The sequence below is a fragment of the Agrobacterium sp. LMR679 genome (assembly GCF_027157905.1).
GTDB classification, from domain to species: Bacteria; Pseudomonadota; Alphaproteobacteria; order Rhizobiales; family Rhizobiaceae; genus Agrobacterium; species Agrobacterium leguminum.
The window spans coordinates 2753561-2776650 of the sequence record NZ_JAPVOJ010000002.1; the positions used below are offsets into that span (position 1 = coordinate 2753561).

The 23090-nt window shown below is 59.3% G+C and carries 22 protein-coding genes, 1 tRNA gene and 1 pseudogene; 12 read left to right on the top strand and 12 right to left on the bottom strand.

From position 1 onward, the window contains the following. The first annotated feature begins 407 nt into the window (after nt 1-407). A pseudogene (gene sthA / locus O3W47_RS24095) lies at nt 408-1812 on the top strand (Si-specific NAD(P)(+) transhydrogenase). A gap of 200 nt (nt 1813-2012) precedes the next feature. Here the strand turns inward: sthA and O3W47_RS24100 are convergent. The 3 genes from O3W47_RS24100 to O3W47_RS24110 all read right to left on the bottom strand — a co-directional run bounded on the left by O3W47_RS24100 (nt 2013) and on the right by O3W47_RS24110 (nt 4800). After that, entirely contained in the window at nt 2013-2663 is a 651-nt protein-coding gene (locus O3W47_RS24100; RefSeq protein WP_078053056.1) for a hypothetical protein, read from the bottom strand. Between the two features lie 335 nt (nt 2664-2998). After that, a complete protein-coding gene (tig, locus tag O3W47_RS24105) occupies nt 2999-4477 on the bottom strand; it encodes a trigger factor (protein WP_127756907.1) in 1479 nt (492 codons plus the stop codon). A 240-nt stretch (nt 4478-4717) separates the two neighbouring features. Then, nucleotides 4718-4800, bottom strand: a tRNA-Leu gene (locus tag O3W47_RS24110). A 663-nt stretch (nt 4801-5463) separates the two neighbouring features. Here O3W47_RS24110 and O3W47_RS24115 point away from each other — a divergent pair. From O3W47_RS24115 to trmFO, 4 genes are all read left to right on the top strand, one after another. Next, nucleotides 5464-5610, top strand: a complete 147-nt coding sequence (locus O3W47_RS24115) for a DUF1127 domain-containing protein (RefSeq protein ID WP_004433052.1) — start codon at nt 5464-5466, stop codon at nt 5608-5610. Nucleotides 5611-5751: 141 nt separating this feature from the next. After that, the gene (locus tag O3W47_RS24120; RefSeq protein WP_269314749.1) at nt 5752-5976 is read left to right on the top strand and encodes a hypothetical protein; all 225 of its coding nucleotides are present in this window, start codon (nt 5752-5754) and stop codon (nt 5974-5976) included. Between the two features lie 114 nt (nt 5977-6090). Continuing rightward, complete coding sequence (locus O3W47_RS24125) at nt 6091-6234, top strand: DUF1127 domain-containing protein (protein WP_003495735.1); 144 nt, start codon at nt 6091-6093, stop codon at nt 6232-6234. Between the two features lie 606 nt (nt 6235-6840). Next, nucleotides 6841-8298: a methylenetetrahydrofolate--tRNA-(uracil(54)-C(5))-methyltransferase (FADH(2)-oxidizing) TrmFO gene (gene trmFO / locus O3W47_RS24130; RefSeq protein ID WP_164865423.1), complete on the top strand. Its 1458-nt coding sequence runs from the start codon at nt 6841-6843 to the stop codon at nt 8296-8298. Nucleotides 8299-8335: 37 nt separating this feature from the next. Here trmFO and O3W47_RS24135 read toward each other — a convergent pair whose 3' ends face one another. The 3 genes from O3W47_RS24135 to O3W47_RS24145 are packed head-to-tail and all read right to left on the bottom strand — an operon-like array spanning nt 8336 to nt 10751. Beyond that, a complete protein-coding gene (locus O3W47_RS24135; RefSeq protein ID WP_269314750.1) occupies nt 8336-8905 on the bottom strand; it encodes a TadE/TadG family type IV pilus assembly protein in 570 nt (189 codons plus the stop codon). Between the two features lie 5 nt (nt 8906-8910). Then, nucleotides 8911-9576, bottom strand: a complete 666-nt coding sequence (locus tag O3W47_RS24140) for a TadE/TadG family type IV pilus assembly protein (protein ID WP_269314751.1) — start codon at nt 9574-9576, stop codon at nt 8911-8913. Further along, entirely contained in the window at nt 9573-10751 is a 1179-nt protein-coding gene (locus O3W47_RS24145) for a pilus assembly protein (protein WP_269314752.1), read from the bottom strand. The genes O3W47_RS24140 and O3W47_RS24145 overlap by 4 nt, the downstream gene beginning before the upstream one ends. A 431-nt stretch (nt 10752-11182) precedes the next feature. Here O3W47_RS24145 and O3W47_RS24150 point away from each other — a divergent pair, with 431 nt between their 5' ends. From O3W47_RS24150 to O3W47_RS24170, 5 genes are all read left to right on the top strand, one after another. Next, nucleotides 11183-12310, top strand: coding sequence for an S-(hydroxymethyl)glutathione dehydrogenase/class III alcohol dehydrogenase (locus tag O3W47_RS24150; RefSeq protein ID WP_003525152.1), 1128 nt, complete (start codon nt 11183-11185; stop codon nt 12308-12310). A gap of 287 nt (nt 12311-12597) precedes the next feature. Next, nucleotides 12598-13338 carry a hypothetical protein gene (locus O3W47_RS24155; RefSeq protein WP_262535412.1) on the top strand — a complete coding sequence of 247 codons (741 nt, stop codon included), beginning with the start codon at nt 12598-12600 and terminating at the stop codon, nt 13336-13338. 105 nt (nt 13339-13443) lie between these two features. After that, the gene (locus tag O3W47_RS24160) at nt 13444-13707 is read left to right on the top strand and encodes an acyl carrier protein (RefSeq protein ID WP_080816906.1); all 264 of its coding nucleotides are present in this window, start codon (nt 13444-13446) and stop codon (nt 13705-13707) included. Continuing rightward, on the top strand, nt 13704-15236 hold the full coding sequence (locus O3W47_RS24165; protein ID WP_262535414.1) for an AMP-binding protein: 1533 nt from the start codon (nt 13704-13706) through the stop codon (nt 15234-15236). The genes O3W47_RS24160 and O3W47_RS24165 overlap by 4 nt, the downstream gene beginning before the upstream one ends. After that, nucleotides 15220-16497 carry a type III PLP-dependent enzyme gene (locus tag O3W47_RS24170; protein WP_269314753.1) on the top strand — a complete coding sequence of 426 codons (1278 nt, stop codon included), beginning with the start codon at nt 15220-15222 and terminating at the stop codon, nt 16495-16497. The genes O3W47_RS24165 and O3W47_RS24170 overlap by 17 nt, the downstream gene beginning before the upstream one ends. 119 nt (nt 16498-16616) lie before the next feature. Here O3W47_RS24170 and O3W47_RS24175 read toward each other — a convergent pair whose 3' ends face one another. The 6 genes from O3W47_RS24175 to coaD all read right to left on the bottom strand — a co-directional run bounded on the left by O3W47_RS24175 (nt 16617) and on the right by coaD (nt 22059). Beyond that, entirely contained in the window at nt 16617-17774 is a 1158-nt protein-coding gene (locus O3W47_RS24175; protein ID WP_269314754.1) for an aminodeoxychorismate synthase component I, read from the bottom strand. A gap of 188 nt (nt 17775-17962) precedes the next feature. Further along, nucleotides 17963-19093, bottom strand: coding sequence for a tRNA guanosine(34) transglycosylase Tgt (tgt, locus tag O3W47_RS24180; RefSeq protein WP_003525145.1), 1131 nt, complete (start codon nt 19091-19093; stop codon nt 17963-17965). Further along, nucleotides 19093-20175, bottom strand: a complete 1083-nt coding sequence (queA, locus tag O3W47_RS24185) for a tRNA preQ1(34) S-adenosylmethionine ribosyltransferase-isomerase QueA (RefSeq protein WP_269314755.1) — start codon at nt 20173-20175, stop codon at nt 19093-19095. Before queA ends, tgt begins: the two co-directional genes overlap by 1 nt. A 244-nt stretch (nt 20176-20419) precedes the next feature. Beyond that, nucleotides 20420-20929: a peptidylprolyl isomerase gene (locus tag O3W47_RS24190; protein WP_020810245.1), complete on the bottom strand. Its 510-nt coding sequence runs from the start codon at nt 20927-20929 to the stop codon at nt 20420-20422. Between the two features lie 36 nt (nt 20930-20965). Beyond that, nucleotides 20966-21535 (bottom strand): peptidylprolyl isomerase, encoded by a 570-nt coding sequence (locus O3W47_RS24195; protein WP_269314756.1) that lies wholly within the window; start codon nt 21533-21535, stop codon nt 20966-20968. A gap of 29 nt (nt 21536-21564) precedes the next feature. Next, complete coding sequence (gene coaD, locus O3W47_RS24200; protein WP_059760169.1) at nt 21565-22059, bottom strand: pantetheine-phosphate adenylyltransferase; 495 nt, start codon at nt 22057-22059, stop codon at nt 21565-21567. A gap of 436 nt (nt 22060-22495) precedes the next feature. On the opposite strand from coaD, the gene O3W47_RS24205 reads away from it, so the two are divergent. Continuing rightward, nucleotides 22496-22675 (top strand): hypothetical protein, encoded by a 180-nt coding sequence (locus O3W47_RS24205; protein WP_003522749.1) that lies wholly within the window; start codon nt 22496-22498, stop codon nt 22673-22675. Between the two features lie 40 nt (nt 22676-22715). Beyond that, nucleotides 22716-22850, top strand: coding sequence for a hypothetical protein (locus tag O3W47_RS24210; RefSeq protein WP_269314757.1), 135 nt, complete (start codon nt 22716-22718; stop codon nt 22848-22850). Nucleotides 22851-23090 lie beyond the last annotated feature (240 nt).

Sequence of the window (23090 nt, forward strand, 5' to 3'; positions counted from 1 at the left end):
TGCGTGGGGCTTACCCCCTCTGCCCTGCCGGGCATCTCCCCCTCAAGGGGGAGATCGGCAGGAGGTGCAAACATCACTTCATTCGCAAATATCGAGATGGGCGAAACCTGCCCGCAGATCGATCTCCCCCTTGAGGGGGAGATGCCCGGCAGGGCAGAGGGGGGTAAGCCCCACGCTCCTCCGTCCACCATGAATCGCACAACCTCCTGAAACCTCACCCCCAGTTACGAATCCGTCAGATTCTTGCGCTACAGATTGACGCAGGCGTTTGTTGCATTGCACTCTTGCGGGCAAGGCTGAAGGGGGAATCACTCCCCATCGTCAAAATGGCATCACGACCATTTCGCGGCGACGCCATGCCGGATGCGACATCCGGTCATTGCAATAATTCTGTTCCGGGGTTTTTCATGCACCAGTTCGATCTGATTGTTGTCGGCAGCGGTCCGGCGGGAAGACGGGCCGCCATTCAGGCCGCCAAGCTCGAAAAGAGGGTTCTGGTCATCGAGAAGGGCAGCCGCGTCGGCGGCGTTTCGGTGCACACCGGCACCATTCCATCGAAGACCCTGCGCGAAACGGCGCTCAACCTCACAGGCTGGCGCGAGCGTGGTTTTTACGGCCGCGCCTATCGCGTCAAGCAGGAGATCGATGCGGAAGATCTCCGCCGCCGCCTGCTCATCACGCTGGATCACGAAGTGGAAGTGCTGGAACACCAGTTCGCCCGCAACCGCGTGCAGCACATTCGCGGCACGGCGAGCTTCATCGACGCCAATACGATGAAGGTGGTGAAGAGCGACGGCGAGATCATGACCGTGACGGGCACCTCCATCCTGCTGACCATCGGCACCCGCCCCTACCGGCCGCCGCATATTCCCTTCGATGGCGAGGCGGTGCTCGACTCGGACGAGATTCTCGAGATCAAGGAACTGCCGCGCTCCATGGTCGTGGTCGGCGCCGGCGTCATCGGCATCGAATATGCCACCATCTTCAGCGCGCTCGACACGCAGGTGACGGTGGTGGAGCCGCGCGAGACCATGCTGGAATTCATCGACAAGGAAATCGTCGAGGATTTCACCTATCAGCTGCGCGACCGCAACATGAAGCTGATCTTCGGCCAGAAGGCGGAAAAAGTGGAGCGCGACGAAAGCGGCAAATGCCTCGTCTCGCTCGGCAATGGCCGCGTGCTGAAGGCCGAGACGGTGCTGTTTGCCGCCGGGCCGCGTCGGCGCCACCGATACGCTCAATCTTTCGGCCTGCGGGCTGGAGGCCGACAGCCGCGGCCGCCTGAAGGTCGATCCCGAAACCTTCCAGACCTCGGTGCCGAACATCTATGCCGCCGGCGACATCATCGGTTTCCCGAGCCTTGCCTCCACCTCCATGGAACAGGGCCGCATCGCCGCCCGCCACGCCGTCGGCGCACCGGCCGGCGAACCGCCGCAATTCTTCCCCTATGGCATCTATGCCGTGCCGGAAATCTCCACCTGCGGCCTGACGGAAGAAGAAGTCATTGAACGCGGCATTCCCTATGAATGCGGCATCGCCCATTTCCGCGAAACCTCGCGCGGCCACATCATGGGTCTCGACAGCGGGCTGTTGAAGATGATCTTCTCGCTCAAAACCCGCCGCCTGCTCGGCGTCCACATCGTCGGCGAAGGCGCGACCGAACTGGTGCATATCGGCCAGGCGGTGCTGAACCTGAAAGGCACGGTGGAGTATTTCGTGGAGAATACGTTCAACTATCCGACCCTTGCCGAAGCCTACAAGATTGCGGGGCTGGATGCGTGGAACCGCATGGGTGAGATCAAGAAGGATTAGGCTTTGCTGCGGGTAAAAAGATCACCTGCAATGTGCGAACCTCTCCTGCCGTCATGCTCGGGCCTGTCCCGAGCATCTGCAACGTTTCGATTTATGAGACGTGATTAGATCCTTGGGACAAGCCCAAGGATGACGCGGCGTCTGGAGCGAGGATGCCGATCACTCGCACCCGGTCCCTTGACGATAGGTGACGCCTACCCTCACCACCGAATACTATACCGCGCACTCACCCCCGGCCGGAAATGATCCGCATAACCCTGATCGAGCGTCCCCCGCACCGTCAGGTGATCGCCCAGTTTCTGCTCCACCGCCACGCCGCTGCTGAACTCGTTGAAACTGTTACGGCTCGCCCCCGTCAGCACAAAGGCCGTGCCGGTCTCGGAGCGGGAAAGGCGCAGCGACTGCGACACATCCAGCCCGTTCCATTGCTGTGCCGTGCCGTCATAACGCACGGTGAAATTGCGGTTCGCCTCGATATCCAGCTCCGGCGTAACGATGCGCTTCTGCTGCGAGGTCACGGAAACGCTGCTCGATCCCGTCAGCGCATTGAAGATGACACCGACATCACGGGCAAGTGAAACGCCTGGCAACTGTTCGGCCAGCAGCGTGACATTACCCCATACCCGCACCGGCGTATCCACCACCTGCCCCGTTTTGGAAGCGCTCATGCCCATTTCCAGCCCCGCGCGAATGGGCGTATCGACCGGCAGTTTCGCACCGATGCGCGCCGTATAGGAACGGTCGGAATTCTTGACCGGCTTCCAGATCAGCCCGGCCTCATCGGCGTGTGCCGCGGTGCCAGCGGCGGTGAAAAAAGACAATAGAAGGGTAAAACCCGCTTGTGGCGACATATCTTGTCCCCTTGCAAATTAAGGGCGCACCGGGAGAACCCGGCAGGCACGGTAAAAGCTTAAGGCCAATGGTTTGGCAGCGATAAGGCCGCACAAGAGCGGCACACAATGCCCGAACGACCGCATGCAGCGGCCGGGGCAAATCATGCTGCGCAGGGTGCCAGATGAACGGGAGATGAACAAGAGCAGATGCAGCAAAAAATCATGCTGCACTGCATTGTGATCGGGACGAAGGTAGGGAAGCCCGCGCGACCGCCCAGAAACCGGACGCCCAAAACAAAAAGGCCGCAGCTTTCGCTACGGCCCCTTGTTCAATCAGCTTGCACTGAAGAAGATTATTCGGCGTCGCCTTCAGCGGCCTTCTTCTTGGCCGGAGCCTTCTTCTTCGGAGCGGCTTCTTCGCCTTCAGCAGCGTCGTCAGCCTTGGCAGCGGCCTTTTTCTTGGCCGGGGCCTTCTTCTTGGTTTCCGTTGCTTCTTCGGCGTCGTCAGCCAGAAGCTCTTCCTTGGAAACGGTCTTGTCCGTTACCGAGATTTCGGAAAGCAGCTTGTCGATAACCTTTTCTTCGAAGATCGGAGCGCGCAGCGAAGCGGAAGCGCCGGGGGTGTTGCGGAAGAAATCGAGGATTTCCTTCTGCTGGCCCGGGAACTGCTGCAGCTGCTGGAACAGCGCACGCTGCATTTCTTCTTCGGTCACTTCAACGCCGGCCTTTTCGCCGATTTCGGAGAGAACGAGGCCGAGACGGACGCGGCGTTCAGCCAGCTTGCGATATTCTTCGCGGGCTTCTTCTTCGGTCGTGTCTTCGTCAGCGAAAGTCTTGCCGGACTGGGCGAGATCGGTGTTGATCTGGCGCCAGATGTTGTCGAACTCGGCGTCAACCAGGCCAGCCGGCGTGTCGAACTTGTACATTTCGTCCAGCTGGTCGAGGATCTGACGCTTGACCTTCTGGCGGGTGACGTTGCCGTACTGGCTTTCGATCTGGCCCTTGACGATTTCCTTCAGCTTTTCAGCCGATTCGAGGCCGAGCTTTTCAGCCAGTTCGTCGTTGATTTCAACGGCAGCAGCGGCAGCAACTTCCTTGACGGTGATGTCGAAGTTGGCGTCCTTGCCTGCGAGGTTCGCAGCCGGGTAGTCGGCCGGGAAGGTCACGGTGATGGTCTTTTCGTCGCCGGCCTTGACGCCAACGAGCTGGTCTTCGAAGCCGGGGATGAAGCGGCCCGAACCGAGAACCAGTTCAGCATCTTCAGCAGCGCCGCCGTCGAAGGCAACGCCGTCAACCTTGCCGAGATAGTTCATGGTGACGCGGTCGCCGTCAGCGGCCTTGCCCTTCTTGGTCTCGTAGGTGCGGGCGCTTTCAGCGATCTTGAGGATCTGCTCGTTGATTTCGTCTTCGGAGACTTCAACGACTTCGCGGGTAACCTTGATGCCGTCATTGGCCTTCAGTTCGATGGCCGGGATGATTTCATAGGCAACGGTGAATTCGAAATCGGATTCGGCCGACAGGATCTTTTCGGCTTCCTGCTCGTCTTCGGTCATGGAGATGGCCGGCTGCGTCGCAGACTTTTCGCCGCGGCTGGAGAGGATCTCGGTCGGCTTTTCACGAACCAGCTCGTTGACGAGGTCAGCCATGATGGACTTGCCGTACATCTTCTTCAGGTGGCCCATCGGCACCTTGCCGGGACGGAAACCGTTGATGCGAACCTTGTCCTTGGCGTCAACCAGGCGCTCGTCCAGACGGGCCTTCATGTCGGCGGCCGGAATAACGACCTTGAGTTCGCGCTTCAGCCCTTCAGCGAGCGTTTCGATAACCTGCATTTTCCTAACCTTCACATCATGGCGGCGGTGCTCAGACAGCCGTTGGTTTACTTTCGAGCACTGCGCCGGAAACATCGTTCCCCGGCCGTGGCTTCCCTTATTTCTTTACACAAGCGCCTGCCGGACACCATTTAGCCTGCACCGGAGAAAAAGACCAAAGGGGAGAAATGAACCCCGAAGCTCCCCGCATCTTATAAAGATGCACTCTGGCGCAAGCGTGGCGCAGCCATGCCTTGCTTGTGGTGCGGGTAGAGAGACTCGAACTCCCACGCCGAAGCGTTGGTACCTAAAACCAATGCGTCTACCAATTCCGCCATACCCGCACGTTGGGCGGCGGTATGTCACAATGTTCAGAAAGGGTCAAGCACGCCTTATCGCCGCCTTTCGTTTCCTCCGGACTTTTCTCATCCCCGCGCCGGTGGCAGAAGCCGGCCGCCCTCTCCGCTTATTCGCCGCCCGCACCGGGGGACAGGGCGCAACAGCCGGGCGGAGGCGATTCCGGGCGGAAAACGGCAAGCCGCATCACATCCGCCTGCCATCGACTTCCCGATCCGCCTCACCCGGCATATCGCATGCAGGCAGGCGCGGAAAACTGGCAATATTTATGCGGCTACATTGACATTATATATAGCGCGCGCCGCAGTCCAATTGCCAGATTGCCGGCCCATGCTCCAAACCAGCGATTCAGGGGCTTCCGCACCCTGCCCCGCCCCTTATCCGGTCATCCCTCACGCCTTCGCACTGCCGAAGCCCCGGACGATCACCAAAAGCACACAAATTGGTCACAAATTATGCATGAATCGCCGCAATCGGCCTGATTTACCGGCTTGCATTGCAATTCGTGCATAGGTGACATCTTGCTTTGTCTGTTTTTGTTTTGATTAAACCGATTATATTCATGGTCATACAGAGATCGAGTTCAGCCCCGGACCAAAGCCTCCCAAGACTGGCCGCAGAGACTGAACAGCACGAAGAGGAAGATGAAAATGAACATTGCACGCTCGCTCACCAACTGGCGCAAGTATCGTCAGACCGTAACCGAACTCGGCCGCATGACCGACCGCGAACTGAGTGACCTCGGCATTGGCCGTCAGGACATCCGCCGCGTCGCCAAGACCGCCGTCGGCTTCTGATTATACGCCCCGCCGCTCCTTGCGGCGGATGCGAGACGACCTACCCAAAAAGGCCTGAGGCTCCCGCCTCCGGCCTTTTTTCGTTTTGGGCGGTTGTTCGGGTAGAAGCGGCACTGCCACAGCCGCTCGCGGGGTCGGCAGATGAAAAATGCATCGATTGCCGACCATTTCCGCGGCGCCCGGATAGCGTCCGAGCCCCTCCCGATGCGCCGTTTCACGCCGGAAAGCCTCTTTAGCGCCACCAAAGGTCGCCAAACCCGTCAAAACCGCCTGAAACACAGGCATTTCCGCTCATATTTTGTCCAGATGATATTCAAAGCCGCAAATTTAGCCGACATACTGCACAAATGCATGGCAGTAGCCTAAATTCTGCACTGCACAACATGGCTCAATGTCTATATATAAACCTCAACAGCCGAGAGCACAGAGAAACGCTGAGCCGGCAGACGAAATCAACAGAGATAGATTGAGGAAACGACCATGAACCCCATCCGCATCGCAAAGAACTGGATCTCCTACCGCCGCACGATCAACGAACTTGGCAGCCTTTCCAACCAGGCTCTGAGCGACATCGGCCTGACCCGTTACGACATCCGTAACGTAGCAGCCCGTTCGTTCCGCTAAGGCGTAAACGATCGTCCCGCTGCCCGACCTCCAGGGCGCGACGATTGAGCGACAGGTAAAAAAGCGGCGCCTCTGGCGCCGTTTTTGATTCTGGCAGGATCTACTGGAAATTCTCGCCAGTCGGCGATTGACGAACATCGGCCCGGCGCACCACGCCATGCGGCACCGCCCCCCTTTCTTGTCGGTGGCTGGTTCGCTACGCTCCTCTCCCGTCATGCCGGTCCCCGGAACAAGCCCGAGGATGATCCGGCATCCAGTCACGGCGCGTCTGCGCTGTGGGAAGAGTCCTTTCAGCCCAAAGACTTGGGCTGGCTGGATTCCGGCTCAAGGCCGGAATGACGGAGGAAGATGGTCCACTACCAAAACGCTGCCAACCATCACAGCAAATTACACATCCAGGACGGAAACGAGATCGCTCGTTACATTCGGGCGGCTCGCGGGCATAAAGACCACATCCTCTCTCACATCCCTATCCTCAAAAACATTTGGCTGCCCCGGCCATGCATGCTAGTGCATCCGCAAACAATGCCGCGTCCTTCGGGACCCGCGCGGAACAATCACTCGAAAGACAGCCGCCGAACGGGAGCCTTTGCCCCGCGGCCGCCCATGGACGCCAGCATGCAAGACAAGACCACTTCTCCCATTCACGTCGTGGGCGGCGGACTGGCCGGTTCGGAAGCCGCATGGCAGATCGCGCAAAGCGGTGTGCCCGTCATCCTGCATGAAATGCGCGGCGTGCGCGGCACGGACGCGCATAAGGGCGATACGCTGGCGGAACTGGTCTGTTCCAATTCCTTCCGCTCAGACGATGCGACGGCCAATGCGGTCGGCGTCATCCATGCCGAAATGCGGCTTGCCGGCTCGCTGATCATGGCCTGCGCCGACAGGCACCAGGTGCCGGCCGGCGGCGCGCTTGCCGTCGATCGCGACGGGTTTTCCGAGGCCGTGACGAAAGAGCTGGAAAGTCACCCCCTGGTGACGATCGTTCGCGAAGAGGTAAATGGCCTGCCGCCGAAGGAATGGGGCAACTCGATCATCGCCACCGGCCCGCTGACCTCGCCGGATCTCGCAGCCGCCATTCAGGCAGAGACGGGTGAAGATGCGCTTGCCTTCTTCGACGCCATTGCCCCCATCGTCCACCGCGACAGCATCAATATGGATATCTGCTGGTACCAGTCGCGTTACGACAAGGTCGGCCCCGGCGGCACCGGCAAGGATTATATCAACTGCCCACTGAACGAGGAGCAGTATAACGCCTTCATCGACGCGCTGATCGCCGGCGACACGGTGGGTTTCAAGGAATGGGAGGGTACGCCCTATTTCGATGGCTGCCTGCCGATCGAGATCATGGCAGAGCGCGGCCGCGAAACGCTGCGCCATGGCCCGATGAAGCCGATGGGCCTGACCAACGCCCATAACCCCACGGTCAAGGCCTATGCCGTCGTGCAGCTTCGACAGGACAATGCGCTCGGCACGCTCTACAACATGGTCGGTTTCCAGACCAAGCTGAAATATGGCGTTCAGGCGGATGTATTCCGCATGATACCGGGCCTCGAAAATGCGGAATTCGCCCGCCTCGGCGGCCTGCACCGCAACACCTATATCGATTCCCCGATCCTGCTCGACCGCTCGCTGAGGCTGAAATCCCGGCCGGACCTGCGTTTCGCCGGCCAGATCACCGGCTGCGAGGGTTACGTGGAAAGCGCCTCCGTCGGCCTCCTCGCCGGCCGCTTCGCCGCCGCCGAACAGAAGGGCGAGACCCCCAGCCTGCCGCCGGCCACCACCGCGCTCGGCTCGCTCCTCAACCACATCACCGGCGGCCACCTTTCCTCCGATGATGAGCCGGGCAAACGCTCCTTCCAGCCGATGAACATCAATTTCGGCCTCTTCCCGGAACTGGCGCCGGGTTCAATCGTCAAGCCGGAAGGCGTGAAGCGTTTCCGCGGCAAGGACAAGACGATCATGAAACGCCAGCTCATTGCCGCGCGGGCGTTGAAGGATTGCGCGGCGTGGCTCGGAACTGACGAAACGGCACCGGAGACCGACAACGTTCAACATCGTTGAGCGAACTATCGCTATGAAAAGCCTGTAGCCCATTCCATCAGCGAACATTCCAGAACGACCAGTCCGACTTGCCCTTCTGATATTTGTAATGTCGGGAGAAATACGGGTTGACTGCCGTCACATACTCGAACTCGATGGTCGTGTCGCTCAGCAACGAAATGATCGGGCGATATTTGTAGCGACCCGAAATCACGATTGCCGTCTCTTCGGCCTTGAAGTTTCCTGCCGTCAATACCTTGTCCCACTTCACATTTTCGGCGTTGCCAAAAAAATTGTGGGGAGGAAATTCGGTCACGGGGACGTCACCCACGAGCTTGGCGCTCCTGAGCGTCAGATCGAGCTTTTCGGGATCGAGCGGCCGACCAGCTTTCATGACAAAGGATTTGACTCCGCTTCTGACGCGCTCCTCGAATTCCGGAAAGCGGGCGGACCAGCGAGCTGTATTGTCCACCAAAGTCACGAAACGGTCATAGCTTAGCCAGCCGCGCCCGAGTTCGATTGCCAGCGCCAGCACCAGAATCAGCACAGGCATCAACAGGGCGAATTCCACGGCGGCCACGCCGGAACGGGAACGCAGCAGCAGGACAGAGAGAGATTTCAGCTGCATCGCGATCACTCCGTCACCCGAACGGCGGTGATCGCCAGCGACACATTTTGTAATTGCGGATTCTTTCCAGAGCCGGAGAAAAGCAGATGGGTGGTGGGAAGAACGAATTTCCACTCATAACCAAGCGCCAGCAGATATTGTCCGGCCGCCGCGCTTGGCGTTTCGAAGCTGTTCTCAATCGGAAATTTCACCGGTGAAGCAGCAAGGTCCGCATCCGCAATGGCGGTAAGCGATATCTTCATATTCTCTTCCGTGGTGGGGAGCAGAAAATTGGACGCAATTATGTCCCTGAAGTCCACCTTACTGACGACCGTTCTGCTGGCCGCGGCCTTGCGAAGATATTCAGCGCCGGCACTGGCGGCCGTCGACATGTTGAGGCTGAAAAAAAGCGCAAGGCTAACTTCGATGGTGCCAAAGATCAGCACGAAATAGATCGGCAAAAGCAAGGCGAATTCGATGGCGCTCGCCGCCCGGATATCGGTAGCGAATGGCCCAAACAGATCGCGCAGACGGCGACGCAATGTCTCAAAGAGAGTCAAGATATGTGACCTCGAATGCAGTGATGATACCGCCCAGACTGTCGCTCGTCCCGGCAGCCGCAATCGACAATTTGTAAAGCGAATAAGTATCGACTGTGACTTTGTAGCTGCGGCGCTCCCAGCGGATTTCATCCGCCTTCTGGCTCATCTGAATGATTTTTTTGCTGGACCCGTTTGCGGACGCAGCACCTGCAGTGAAATCTCGATATCGTTCGAGCCTTCGTAATCTCGGTTACGCCCGTTATACCACACCGAGATTTCATATTTGCCGGGATGCATCTCCACATATTTGAAGATCGAGCTGTTGGCATCGCGTCTTTTTGCCCTTCCCAATGGCTGTCGAGTTCGACGGCATAGCGGGTTGGCGGTATTCGCTCGTTTTTGCTGACAAACGAAGTTTTGTCGCTGTTCTCTTCCTCTTTATCGCACTGCTGCGCCTCCGGCGGCTGGGAGGCCTTTTCCTCCCGCTTTGAGGGTTTGCTGCCGGCGGTCGATGCTTTTTCCTCGGACTTCGAGGCGTCCTTGTCATTTGGCTGCTCTTTGCCGGCGACCGTCGTGTCGGTTTTCTCTTTGGGAGTAGCGATCTGCGGCTCTGAAGTGCACGCTATCCCGGCAGTCGTCGGTTTTTCCTGTTCCTGCTCCCCATAACCCTGCCAGCCATGGTTCTTTCGGCAATCGGCATTGCTCCAGTCCTGGAGCTCGATACCCGGCCCCGTACCGCCATCCCATCCCAGTTCGGCATAGGTATAAACACCCCAGCAGCCGTTCGGTGTTTTGGCTCCTTTGCCGTTTTTCAGTATACGTTCCGTGCCGTTCAGCGATTTTTCGAAGGTGTTGTTGACGATGACCTCACCGTCATGGGGATAGGGCGGAATACCGCCGCAACGATAGGACAGCCGGTAGTCCAGTTTTTCGGTCTGAAACATCTTGCCGAACACGGTCTTGTAGCTGAACTTCGCCTCTATATCCGTCGTCAACCAATCGATCTTGACATCCCGGCTCACCACATCCTGCTTGGTGGAACGGATCATGGCATCGAAGGTGTCCAGTACGTTTTTACGGCGCACGTCGTCCAGCGGCACATTCGTTCGCGTCGGTTTCGTCGAACGCTCGCAGGCCTGTGCAATCACACGTTTGGACTGGCTGTAATAGGCCAAGGCCCGGCCACCTTCGAACAGAAGCCCAAAAAACAAAAGGAAAACCGGCAGAAGCAACGCCGTCATGATCGCGAAGGAGGCCGCGCGGTCCTTCATGAAAAGCGAAAACAGCCCTTCACGAACACCCTTTGTTCTTGTCCACTCAAACATCCTGAAAACACCATCTCATGTCGCTCATCGCGGCGGGAAAGGCGCGCTGTGAAAAGCGGTGCGCCAGGGTTTCTGCCACGCTAAAAAATATCCGGCCTACCGCCGGGTGCTAAAAATTGCCTGTCGATTGGCGACTGCTTTTTTCGCAAGCAGTTCTCGCCGACCTCTCAAAATCCACGGGGTTGTTAGCATGGAAACCGTAAACCAAAGACCAACAAAAACCGGAAAATATGCTGCAAATTCATATACTTAATTCATTTATTAATAAATTAGAACGTATGAATTATTGTGGCCGTGCCGGTCATCGCCGGGCCGTTTTCGGTAATGCAGTTTTCTTCGGGGCGACAAACTTGGGCTCGCCCCTTGTCCCTCCAGCCAAGCTCGGGCAAAACAGCCCTGTTCAATCACAAGACAATGCCAGGAGATAAGATATGGACGTTCGCGCCGCAGTTGCCATTCAGGCCGGAAAGCCGCTTGAGGTCATGACCGTTCAACTCGAAGGGCCGCGCGCCGGCGAAGTGCTGGTTGAGGTCAAGGCGACCGGCATCTGCCATACAGACGATTTCACGCTTTCCGGTGCCGATCCGGAGGGCCTGTTCCCGGCCATTCTCGGCCATGAGGGCGCGGGCGTCGTCGTCGATGTCGGACCCGGCGTTACCTCGGTCAAGAAGGGCGACCATGTCATTCCGCTCTACACGCCGGAATGCCGCGAGTGCTATTCCTGCACCTCGCGCAAGACCAATCTGTGCACCTCCATCCGCGCCACCCAGGGCCAGGGCGTGATGCCGGACGGCACCTCGCGCTTCTCCATCGGCAAGGACAAGATCCATCATTATATGGGCTGCTCGACCTTCTCGAACTATACGGTTCTGCCCGAGATCGCGCTCGCCAAGATCAATCCCGACGCACCTTTCGACAAGGTTTGTTACATCGGCTGCGGCGTGACGACCGGCATCGGTGCGGTCATCAACACCGCCAAGGTCGAGATCGGTTCCACGGCGATCGTCTTCGGTCTCGGCGGCATCGGCCTCAACGTGCTGCAGGGCCTGCGCCTTGCCGGCGCGGACATGATCATCGGCGTGGATATCAACCCCGACCGCAAGGCCTGGGGCGAAAAGTTCGGCATGACCCACTTCGTCAACCCGAAGGAAGTCGGCGACGACATCGTGCCCTATCTCGTCAACATGACGAAGCGTAATGGCGACCTGATCGGCGGCGCGGATTACACATTCGATTGCACCGGCAATACCAAGGTCATGCGTCAGGCGCTGGAAGCCTCGCATCGCGGCTGGGGCAAGTCGGTCATCATCGGCGTTGCCGGCGCCGGCCAGGAAATCTCCACGCGCCCGTTCCAGCTCGTCACCGGCCGCAACTGGATGGGCACCGCCTTTGGTGGCGCACGCGGCCGCACGGATGTGCCGAAGATCGTCGACTGGTACATGGAAGGCAAAATCCAGATCGACCCGATGATCACCCACACCATGCCGCTCGAAGACATCAACAAGGGCTTCGACCTGATGCACAAGGGCGAAAGCATCCGCGGCGTCGTGGTTTATTGATTGGATAAAACAGAGGCGGGCGCGCGCAACCGCGCGCGCCCGCCTTTCATGCAAATGTGATCGCCTCCAACCCGCTGCAGCCATTGCGATTAACGGGACGGTAAATCTATCGTCGTAAGCCGATACTGCGCGGTGGAGTTGAAAATCCCTCCCCGCCCAGAACGACGCCAGACCTGCGGAGAGCGACCCTGAAAATCGTACCGATCGACAACGGAAACCGCGTCGCCGCCGTCGCTCTTCTGGCGAAAGGCTTCCCGGAAAAAAGCGAGGCCTTCTGGTCGCGCGGGTTGTCGCTCGTCAGCGAACATCACGAGCGGCGTGAACTCGGTGCGATCGGGCAATTGCTGATGAAGGGCGACGATGCCGCAGGTGTTCTGCTGACCATCAAAAGCCGCCTGCCGGAGACCGAAAGGATCGTCGTCAACCTGTCGAGCTGGTATGTGGAGCCTTCCTGCCGCTGGTTCGCCCCGCGCATGTTGCAGATGGCCTCCTCCAATGAGGGCGAAATCTTCACCGATCTCACCCCCTCTCCCGAAGCCTGCAAGCTGAATGAGAGGCTGGGCTTTGCGACGGTGACCGATTGCACGCTTTTTTATCCGCTGCCCCTTGCAGCGCTTCGCCCGGCAAGCGCACGGCTGCGCCCGCCAGGCGAGATAAAACCGGAAATACTCTCCGCCGAAACGCACGACATGCTGGAAGACCACGCCCGTCTCGGCTGCATCGTGGCGGTGATGGAGGCGGAGAACCGCCATTACCCGCTGGTCTTCCTGAAAACCACGACCAAAAGATTGCCATCCGCGCGCCTCATCCATTGCGAAGACCGGCAGGTCGCGCAAAGGCACATATCCGCAATCGCCCGCCACCTTCTTGGCCATGGCCGGCTTGCGCTGACCATGGCGGCAACGGGCGCAGAGCGAAAGGCCGGCGGGCTTGCCGCACATAAATTTGCACCGATACAAGTAAAAGGCGCATGGAACCCACGATTTATTAACGAAGCATACTCAGAGTTGGTGTTATTGCCACCGTAGGTATTTTAGTGAGTCGTGCGCGACTTGATGGAATCTTGGCCTTTACAGAAAAAGCGCCGTTCCGGGCAGGTCATTGGGAAACACGCGGGAAATCGGAGAACGAGCATGCTTGCAGCGAAAAAGAGTGAAATCGACGTTGCCGATACCATCTATTCCTATCTCTCCAACCGTTTTCCCGCCTATGCCCCCTTTTCCGCCGACACGCTGCTGCTCGAAGGCGGCGTGATCGATTCGCTCGGCTTTCTGGAGCTGATGATCTTCCTCGGCGAAAGTTTCGGCATCATTCTCGATGACGAGCATTTCACGCCTGAAAATCTTGGCACGCCGGCCGATCTCATCGCCTTCGTCCTCAGGGAACGGAGGAGATGACACCCCATTTCCTGCTGCACCACCTGCTTACCGCACATACGCTAAACGACGATCAGGCCCTCGTCCACAAGGACCGATCGCTGAATTATCGCGAATTTTCCGCAGCGGCGGCCCGTTGCGCGGCGGCATTGCAGGAAGCCGGAGCGCAACGCGGAGACCGCGTCGTCATCTATCTACCGCGCGGCATCGAGGAATGCTGGTCGATCTTTGGCGTGAGCATGGCGTCCGGCGTCTTCGTGCCGGTGAACGCATTGCTGAAGGCGCAGCAGATTCGCCATATCGTCAGGGATTGCGGCGCAAAAATCGTCATCAGCGACGCCGCAATGATGGAAGAGCTGAAAGCGGCACTGGAAGACCTTCCCGAGGTCACGGTCCTGCTGGCGGAAGAGATAGAGGCCCGCGCCGACACACCCGCCCGGCCTTCAGCGGCAATCGGGGAAGACCTGGCCGCCATTCTTTATACCTCCGGCTCCACCGGCTCGCCGAAGGGCGTGATGCTGTCGCACCGCAATCTTCTGGCCGGCGCGCGCATCGTGCGCACCTATCTGGCAATCACCGGCAGCGACCGCATTCTGTCCCTGCTGCCCTTCAGCTTCGATTATGGCCTGAACCAGTTGCTGACGGCGGTGGAACAGGGCGCGGCCACGATCATCTCCACCTTCCGGCTGGGCGATGAGATCGTCCGCGATCTGCGCGACCATGCCATCACGGGTCTCGCCGGCGTGCCGACGATCTGGGCCATCCTGACGAAAGCGGCCCCGTCGCTCACAAAGACGCCTCTGCCGCATCTGCGTTACATCACCAATTCCGGCGGGCGCGTGCCGCAGGAAACCGTAAAAGCGCTGCGCGAGAAGCTGCCGGATACGAAAATCTACCTGATGTATGGCCTCACGGAAGCCTTCCGCTCCACCTTCCTGCCGCCTGAAGAAATCGACCGCCGCCCGACCTCCATCGGCAAGGCCATTCCCGAATGCGAAATCTTCATCGTCACCGCCGAGGGGCAGAGGGCGAAGCCGGGTGAACCCGGCATTCTCGTGCATCGCGGCCCAACCGTCTCGCTGGGTTACTGGAACCGGCCGGAGGAGACGGCAAAGGTGCTGCGCCCTCACCCCTTCATTCCGGCGGCAATGGGCGGCGAGACCGTGTGTTATTCCGGCGATCTGGCGGTGGAGGACGAGGATGGTTTCTTCAGCTTCGTCGCCCGCAACGATGCGATGATCAAATCGTCGGGCTATCGCATCAGCCCGACCGAGGTTGAGGAAAGCCTGATGTCGACAGGCCTTTTCCAGCAGGTCGCCGTCATCGGCCTGCCGGACCCCTTTGCGGGCGAGAAGGTCCATGCGGTGGCGACTGCCGCCAACCAGAATATCGATGTGACGGCGGCACTGAAGAAGGCGGCCGAAATGCTCGCCCCCTTCATGATCCCGCGCGCTATCGAACTGGTGGAACGGCTGCCGGTCACGGCCAATGGCAAGGTGGATTACCGCGCGCTGGTGCGCGAACGGACGGACAATGGCGCCAACGGATAAACCCCAGAGCCACGGCCCGGCTTTTGCAGCCGCGTTATTCGACACAAGCGAGAACGATCTGATGATCGGCGGACTTCCCGTGCGCGATATTGTCGCCGGGACCGGAACGCCTTGCTTCCTCTATGACGCCGCCGCCATGCGCCGCGCCTATCGCGATCTCGAAACCGCGCTCGGCGGCTTTGCCGATATCTATTATTCGGTGAAGGCCAATCCCCTGCCCGCCATCGTCTCGCTTTTCCGGCAGGAAGGTGCGGGTGCGGAAATCGCGTCCGTCGGTGAATACCGCGCCGCCATCAAGGCCGGTGTCGCAACGCAAAATATCATCTTCGCCGGCCCCGGCAAAGGCATGGCCGAGCTGCGCGAAGTGATCGAGGGCGGCATCGGCGAAATCCACATCGAAAGCGCCGAGGAAATTACCCGCATCGAGGCGATCGGCAAGCCGGTCAAAGCCTCGATCCGCATCAATCCGGTGCCGGATGCACAGGCCGGCGCGATGCGCATGGGCGGCAAGGCCACCGCCTTCGGTTTCGATGAGGAAGAGCTGGAAAATGTCCTGCCGCTCTTCAAGGATGCCCGATATATCGATCTCGTCGGCGTCCATATTTACGGCGGCACGCAGATTCTCGATGCCGACATGCTTGTTTCCCAATGGAGACACGGCATTTTCCTTGCCGCGCGCATGGCCGGGATGCTCGGCAAGCCGCTCGAAACCATCGATCTTGGCGGCGGTCTCGGCATTCCCTATTTCGCAGGCGAAACGCCGCTCGATCTTGAAAAAGTCAGCGCCGCCATTCCCGACCTCAAGGCGCTCGTAAAGGCGCATCCGCTGATAACCGACGCCCATGTCATCGTCGAACCCGGCCGTTTCCTCGCCGGTCCCGGCGGCGTCTATGTGGCGGAGGTGAATTCGGTAAAGACCTCGCGCGGCACCACCTTCGTGGTGATGGATGGCGGCATGCACCACCACCTCGCCGCCTCCGGCAATCTCGGCCAGATCGTCAAGCGCAACTATCCCATCGTCGCACCGGCCATGATGCTGGCGGAGCATGAAGAGACGGCAACCATCGTCGGCCCGCTCTGTACGCCGCTCGATACGCTCGCCCGCAATGCGGCGCTGCCGAAGCTCAAGGCCGGCGATCTCCTCGCCATCCTGCAATCGGGCGCCTATGGCGCCAGCGCCAGCCCAGCGGGTTTTCTGAGCCATGCGGCGGCGAAAGAGGTGCTGGTGGAGAATGGGGTGTTTCAGGTGATCGGACGCTGAGGACGTTTGGTAGCGAAAACCGTAGCCGGCTTTCCTAAGGACACACATTTGGCTGCTTACCCCGGAGCTTCCTCCAACCTTCCTCATTCCTGTGCCTGTCACAGGAATGAGGGAGGCGACTAACCCCGAAGCAACCTGTCCCCCACCGCGAATTTCGATTTCAGCAGACACTCGTCATACTCCGCCTCGGCAACGGAATCGAACACGATACCGCCGCCGACATTGAAGACGGCACGGCCGTCATCAAACAGGCTGAGCGTGCGGATCGCCACGGAGAACCGCATCTCACCACTTGGAGACATGAAGCCGATTGCGCCGCAATAGGCGTCGCGCGGCGTCGCTTCCAGCTCGCGCAGGATTTTCATCGCCCACATTTTCGGTGCGCCGGTAACGGAGCCGCAGGGAAACAGGGCGGTGAAGATATCTTCCACCGCCATGTCAGGCAGAAGTTTCGCCCGCACATGGCTGACCATCTGGTGCACGGTCGGATAGGTCTCGATATCGAACAGCCGCGGCACATCAAGGCTGCCGACTTCGGTAATGCGGGAAATATCGTTGCGCAGCAGATCGACGATCATGCGGTTTTCGGCGAGCGTCTTTTCGTCCGCCAGCATCGCCGCGATAATCGCCCGGTCTTCTTCCGCATCGGCTCCGCGCGGTGTCGTTCCCTTCATCGGATGAGTTTCGATGAAACCTTCCCCGTCAACCGAGAAGAACAGTTCCGGTGAGCGCGAGAGGATGACCGGCCCGCCGAGATCGACCAGCGCGCCATATTTCACCGGCTGCCGCTCGATCAGCGACCAGAAGGCCGTCAGCGGATCGCCGCTCCAGCCGGCATGGACCGGCATCGTCAGATTTCCCTGGTAACAGTCGCCGCGACGCAGATGGTCGTGTAACCACGCAAAACGCTGGCAATAGTCTTGAAGGGTCCATGCCGGCACGGGATCGGACAAAAACGCATCCGCATCCGGCAGATTTGCCGGCCGCGCAAACCGTCCCTCATCCGGCTGCGGGTCGGAAAAGACGCCGAAATTGAGAAACGGCACGTTGCGAGGCTCGTCCGCAAATGGCGCGAGCTTCGGCTCGAACAGGAAACCCGCTTCGTAGGACATATAGCCGGCGAGGTATTTCCCGGCCCGGCGCAGCTCTTCCATGCGCTTCAGCGCAGCAAAAAACGACGCCGGTTCATCCGCGACGATGATCTCTTCCGGCTCGGTGAAGGCTGTCACCGTGCCGGTCGTGTCATCCCGGAAAAGAACGTAAGGCGCGTGTGCCAAGGAAAAATCCGTAGAAGGAAGGTTTAGGGTGTTCAAAGCGGCGGATAGAAACCTCTCCTCCGTCATCCTCGGTCCCCGGATCAAGTCCGAGGATGTCCCGAGGATCTGCCGCTCGTTGATTTCTGCTACATTGGTAGATCCTCGGGACAAGCCCGAGGATGACGTCGAGTGTGGGGAAGCTCTGCAACCTAAACCGGGTCTATATCGCCCCGCGCCCACATTTCGATGGTTTCCGCATAAAAATCGGCGAAACGGCCTTCCTCGATAGACTTGCGGATACCCTGCATCAGCTCCTGATAATAGGCAAGATTGTGCCAGGAGAGCAGCATGCCGCCCAGCGCCTCGTTGGCGCGGGTGAGATGGTGCAGATAGGCGCGGGAATAATCGCGCGAGGCCGGGCAGTTGGATTGCTCGTCGAGCGGGCGCATATCCTCGGCGTGGCGGGCATTGCGGATATTGACCTTGCCGCGGCGGGTAAAGGCAAGCCCGTGACGGCCGGAACGGGTCGGCATCACGCAGTCGAACATGTCGATGCCGCGCGCTACCGATTTCAGGATGTCATCGGGCGTGCCGACGCCCATCAGGTAACGCGGCTTTTCGGTGGGCAGCACCGGCAGGGTGATATCGAGCATGCCGAGCATCACATCCTGCGGCTCGCCGACGGCAAGGCCGCCGACCGCATAGCCCTTGAGATCGAGCTGCTTCAGCCCTTCGGCGGAACGAATGCGCAGGTCCGGCTGGTCGCCGCCCTGCACGATGCCGAACATGGCTTTGCCGGGTTGCTCGCCAAAGGCGACGCGGCAGCGCTCGGCCCAGCGCAGCGACATTTCCATGGCGCGCTCGATTTCCTTGCGCTCGGCCGGCAGCGCGATGCATTCGTCAAGCTGCATCTGGATGTCGGAATCGAGCATGCCCTGAATTTCAATGGACCGTTCCGGCGACATGTGGTGCAGCGAACCGTCCACATGGCTCTTGAAGGTCACGCCCTGCTCGTCGAGCTTGCGCAGGCCGGAAAGCGACATCACCTGAAAACCGCCGCTGTCGGTGAGGATCGGATGCGGCCAGCGGATCAGCTCGTGCAGGCCGCCGAGGCGGGCGACACGCTCCGGACCCGGCCGCAGCATCAGGTGATAGGTATTGCCGAGAATGATATCGGCGCCCAGCTCGCGCACCTGATCGAGATACATGGCCTTGACGGTGCCGACCGTGCCGACCGGCATGAAGGCAGGCGTGCGGATGACGCCGCGCGGCATGGCGACTTCGCCGAGGCGCGCGCCGCCGCTCGTGGCTTTCAGGGTGAAGGTGAATTTGTCGTGCATCAGTTTTTCCGGAACAACAGGCTGGAATCGCCATAGGAATAGAAGCGATATCCGGTTTCGATGGCGTGCTTATAAGCGTCACGCATCGTTTCGAGACCGCAGAAAGCCGAAACCAGCATGAACAGCGTCGATTTCGGCAGGTGGAAATTCGTCATCAGAATATCGACCGCGCGAAAGCGGTATCCCGGCGTGATGAAAATGCCGGTGGCGTCGGACCATGGGTGGATAGCGCCATTCTCGTCGGCCGCACTTTCGATCAGGCGCAGCGATGTCGTACCGACACAAACGATCCGTCCGCCGCGCGCCTTTACGGCATTCAGCCGGTCGGCGGTTTCCTGCGACACATGGCCGATCTCGAAATGCATCTTGTGGTCGTCGGTATCGTCGGACTTCACCGGAAGGAAGGTGCCTGCCCCAACGTGAAGCGTCACGAAATGCCGCTCGATACCCACCTTATCAAGAGCTTCGAACAGGTCGGGCGTGAAATGCAGCCCGGCGGTGGGGGCGGCAACAGCTCCCTTTTCGCGGGCGTAGATGGTCTGGTAATCGATCTGGTCCTGCGCATCTTCCGGGCGCTTGGCGGCGATATAGGGCGGCAGGGGAATATGGCCGACGGAGGCAATCGCCTCGTCCAGTACCGGGCCGGAAACGTCGAACAGCAGCGTGATTTCGCCATCCTCGCCCTTTTCCTCGACGGTGGCTTCCAGATGGGCAAGGCCGCAGGCATTGTCGCGCTCATAACCGAACCGGATGCGGTCGCCCTGCTTGATGCGCTTGCCGGGACGCGCGAAGGCCTTCCAGCGGGATTGATCGGTACGCATGTGCAGCGTGGCCGAAACCGCCGTCTCCGGCGCGCCTTCGCGCAGCCTGACACCTTCCAGCTGGGCGGGAATGACGCGGGTGTCGTTGAACACCAGCGCATCGCCGGGCTTCAGGAAGGATGGCAGGTCGAAGACGCGGTGGTCTTCCATACGGTTTTCATTCGGATCGACGACGAGCAGGCGCGCGCTATCGCGCGGGTTCGCCGGGCGAAGGGCGATATTCTCCTCGGGCAGATCGAAATCGAACAGGTCTACACGCATTGCAAAGGCTCTCGAAAATATCAAAACCCGCCCTGCATTGCATGGGGCGGGTGGAAGGTGGTGACAAGACTTCCTCTAACGAGGCGTCATCCTCGGGCTTGTCCCGAGGATCTAACGATCCACAACGTCAACGTGGTTAGATCCTCGGGACAAGCCCGAGGATGACGACGGAGAGGTTCTGATAACCTTCTCAACATTCGAACCGCCCCGCAGTCGCCTGCGGGGCGGCGTGATTCATTATCCCTCAGGCCGCAGAAGCGAGCTTGATGGAAACGATCGAATCCGGATCCTTCACCGGCTCGCCGCGCTTGACCTTGTCAATGGCTTCCATGCCTTCGATGACCTGGCCCCAGACGGTGTACTGCTTGTTGAGCCACGGCGAATCCGTGAAGCAGATGAAGAACTGCGAGTTGGCGGAGTTCGGGTTCTGCGAACGGGCCATGGAGCAGGTGCCGCGCACGTGCGGAATGGCGGAGAATTCGGCCTTCAGGTCCGGCTTGTCGGAGCCGCCCATGCCGGCGCGGGCCGGGTTGAAGCTTTCCGCACCCTTCTTGCCGAACTTCACGTCGCCCGTCTGGGCCATGAAGTCTTCGATGACGCGGTGGAAAACGACGCCATCGTAAGCGCCTTCCGATACGAGTTCCTTGATGCGGGCGACGTGACCCGGAGCAACTTCCGGCAGCAGCTGGATCACGACCTTGCCGGTCGTCGTTTCCATGATGATGGTGTTTTCCGGATCCTTGATCTCGGCCATGATTATTCTCCTCTGTTCGGGCTCTATTGCCCTACCTTACTTCTTGCCGACGGTGACCTTGATCATCCGGTCGGGGTTGGAAACTTCGCCGTTACCGCCGGCGCCACGCTTGATCTTGTCGACGGCTTCCATGCCGGACACGACCTTGCCGACCACGGTATATTGACCGTTCAGGAACGGACCGTCGGCAAACATGATGAAGAACTGAGAATTGGCGGAATTCGGATCCTGCGAGCGGGCCATGCCGACCACGCCGCGCGTAAACGGAACCTTGGAGAATTCAGCCGGAATATCCGGCATGTCGGAACCGCCCGTACCGGCGCGCTGGGCGTTGAAGCTCTTTTCCATGTTGCCATATTGCACATCGCCGGTCTGCGCCATGAAGCCGTCGATGACGCGGTGGAAGGCGACATTGTCATAAGCGCCCTTCTTGGCCAGCGCCTCGATCTGCGCCACGTGCTTGGGCGCGACATCCGGCATCAGCTCGATGACAACGGGGCCGTCCTTCAGCTGCACGGTCAAGAGTTCGGCGGCGGAAGCGAAGGTGCTGGCGGCAAGCGCGCCTGCAAACATGGCGCCGGCAAAGGCAAATCGAACGAGTTTCATCGGATTGGCTCCAGAATGTGGGGCTGAAGTCAGCGCTTCAGCTTGGCGTTGAGGGCTTCAAGCACGGCTTTCGGCACGAAGGCGTCGACATTGCCGCCCATGGCGGCGATCTGCCGGACCAATGTGGCTGTAATGGGTCGCGACGAGGTGCCGGCGGGCAGGAATACGGTCTGGATATCGGGCGCCATCTGGCGGTTCATCCCGGCCATCTGCATTTCATAATCGAGATCGGTGCCGTCGCGCAGGCCGCGCAGCAGAAGGCGCGCGCCGTGCTGGCGGGCGGCATCGACGACAAGATTGTCGAAGGAGACGACTTCCATGCGCGCCGCTTCGCCCGGCAGATGTTCGGCAAGCGCCCGCTTTATCAGCCCTGCCCGCTCCTCGAAGCTGAACAGCGGCGCTTTTCCGGGATGAATGCCAACCGCAACGATGACTTTCGACGCCACGTTCAGCGCCTGAATAAGCACATCCAGATGTCCGTTGGTCATCGGATCGAAGGATCCTGGATAAAAGGCAATCGTCATATCGCTCTCAGGTGGTGGGCGCGTCTCGACGCTTCAGCATATGTGCCGCCTTTTGTCATGGAGAGGCACGCGGCGCAAGACTTTATAACCACCCCTCACAAGCGCGGCTGCGGCGTGAACCCCGGATGAATGGGCCGTTCAGTGCGGTTTCACAGCTATTTTGTTTAAATGCACAACATCGGGAAACCGAAACGCCCCTCACTCGTTAAGCATCCGGAGAATTGAAAATGCTGGCCTTCATGATCGTCCTTTCGATCATCGCATCATTCGCTGCCGAGTATCTTTTTCTCGAATGACGACATCAGCCAGTTTCCTGAACGCCAGATGAACGAGCCATTCAAGGAAGTTTCACAGGCGCGATGCTAATCGATTTTTACGGTTGACGCGGAACATGTCGAGACATGGCGCGTTAAGAAAGAACCAAAGGAACGGACAGATGTTTATAAGAGAAAAACAGTCTACTTCGGCGAAAATCAGCGTCATCAGCACAGCCTGGACAGTACTGGTTATCGCAATGGTAGCAACGACGTTTAGCCTTTATGAACAGAAGCCTGAAAAGCTGGGCCCGGACTATCCGCAGCTGACCGCCCGTTATCAGTATATGAATTATTACTGATAACGGAGAGAATTTTCTCAAAACTCCCGGAGACGATATCATGTTCCCATTTCTGACAATGCTTCTTGCCCTGATCAGCGTTATGTTCGTGACATCGATGGTTTCCGTGGTCGCCGAGATGCGACGTGAGGACGAGGAATTCAAGGCGATGATCCGGCGCGACCGCGCCTTCTGAGCGCGACGGGCCGGGCAGACGGCCGCTTAAAAGTGATTCTTTTCAACCGCCTGGACCTTCCGGGCGGTTTTATTTTGCGCCTCGCGGGGGCAACACGGCGAAGACGATGGTGGAAAATCCCGCCTCCAATCACACAAGCGTTTTCAAAACCCCGTTTTTCCAAGGCAAATTCCCTTCAATTTCCGTTTGGATTGATTTAAGGAACGCCGATACGTTGCGGGCCGGACAGCCGGCGACCGC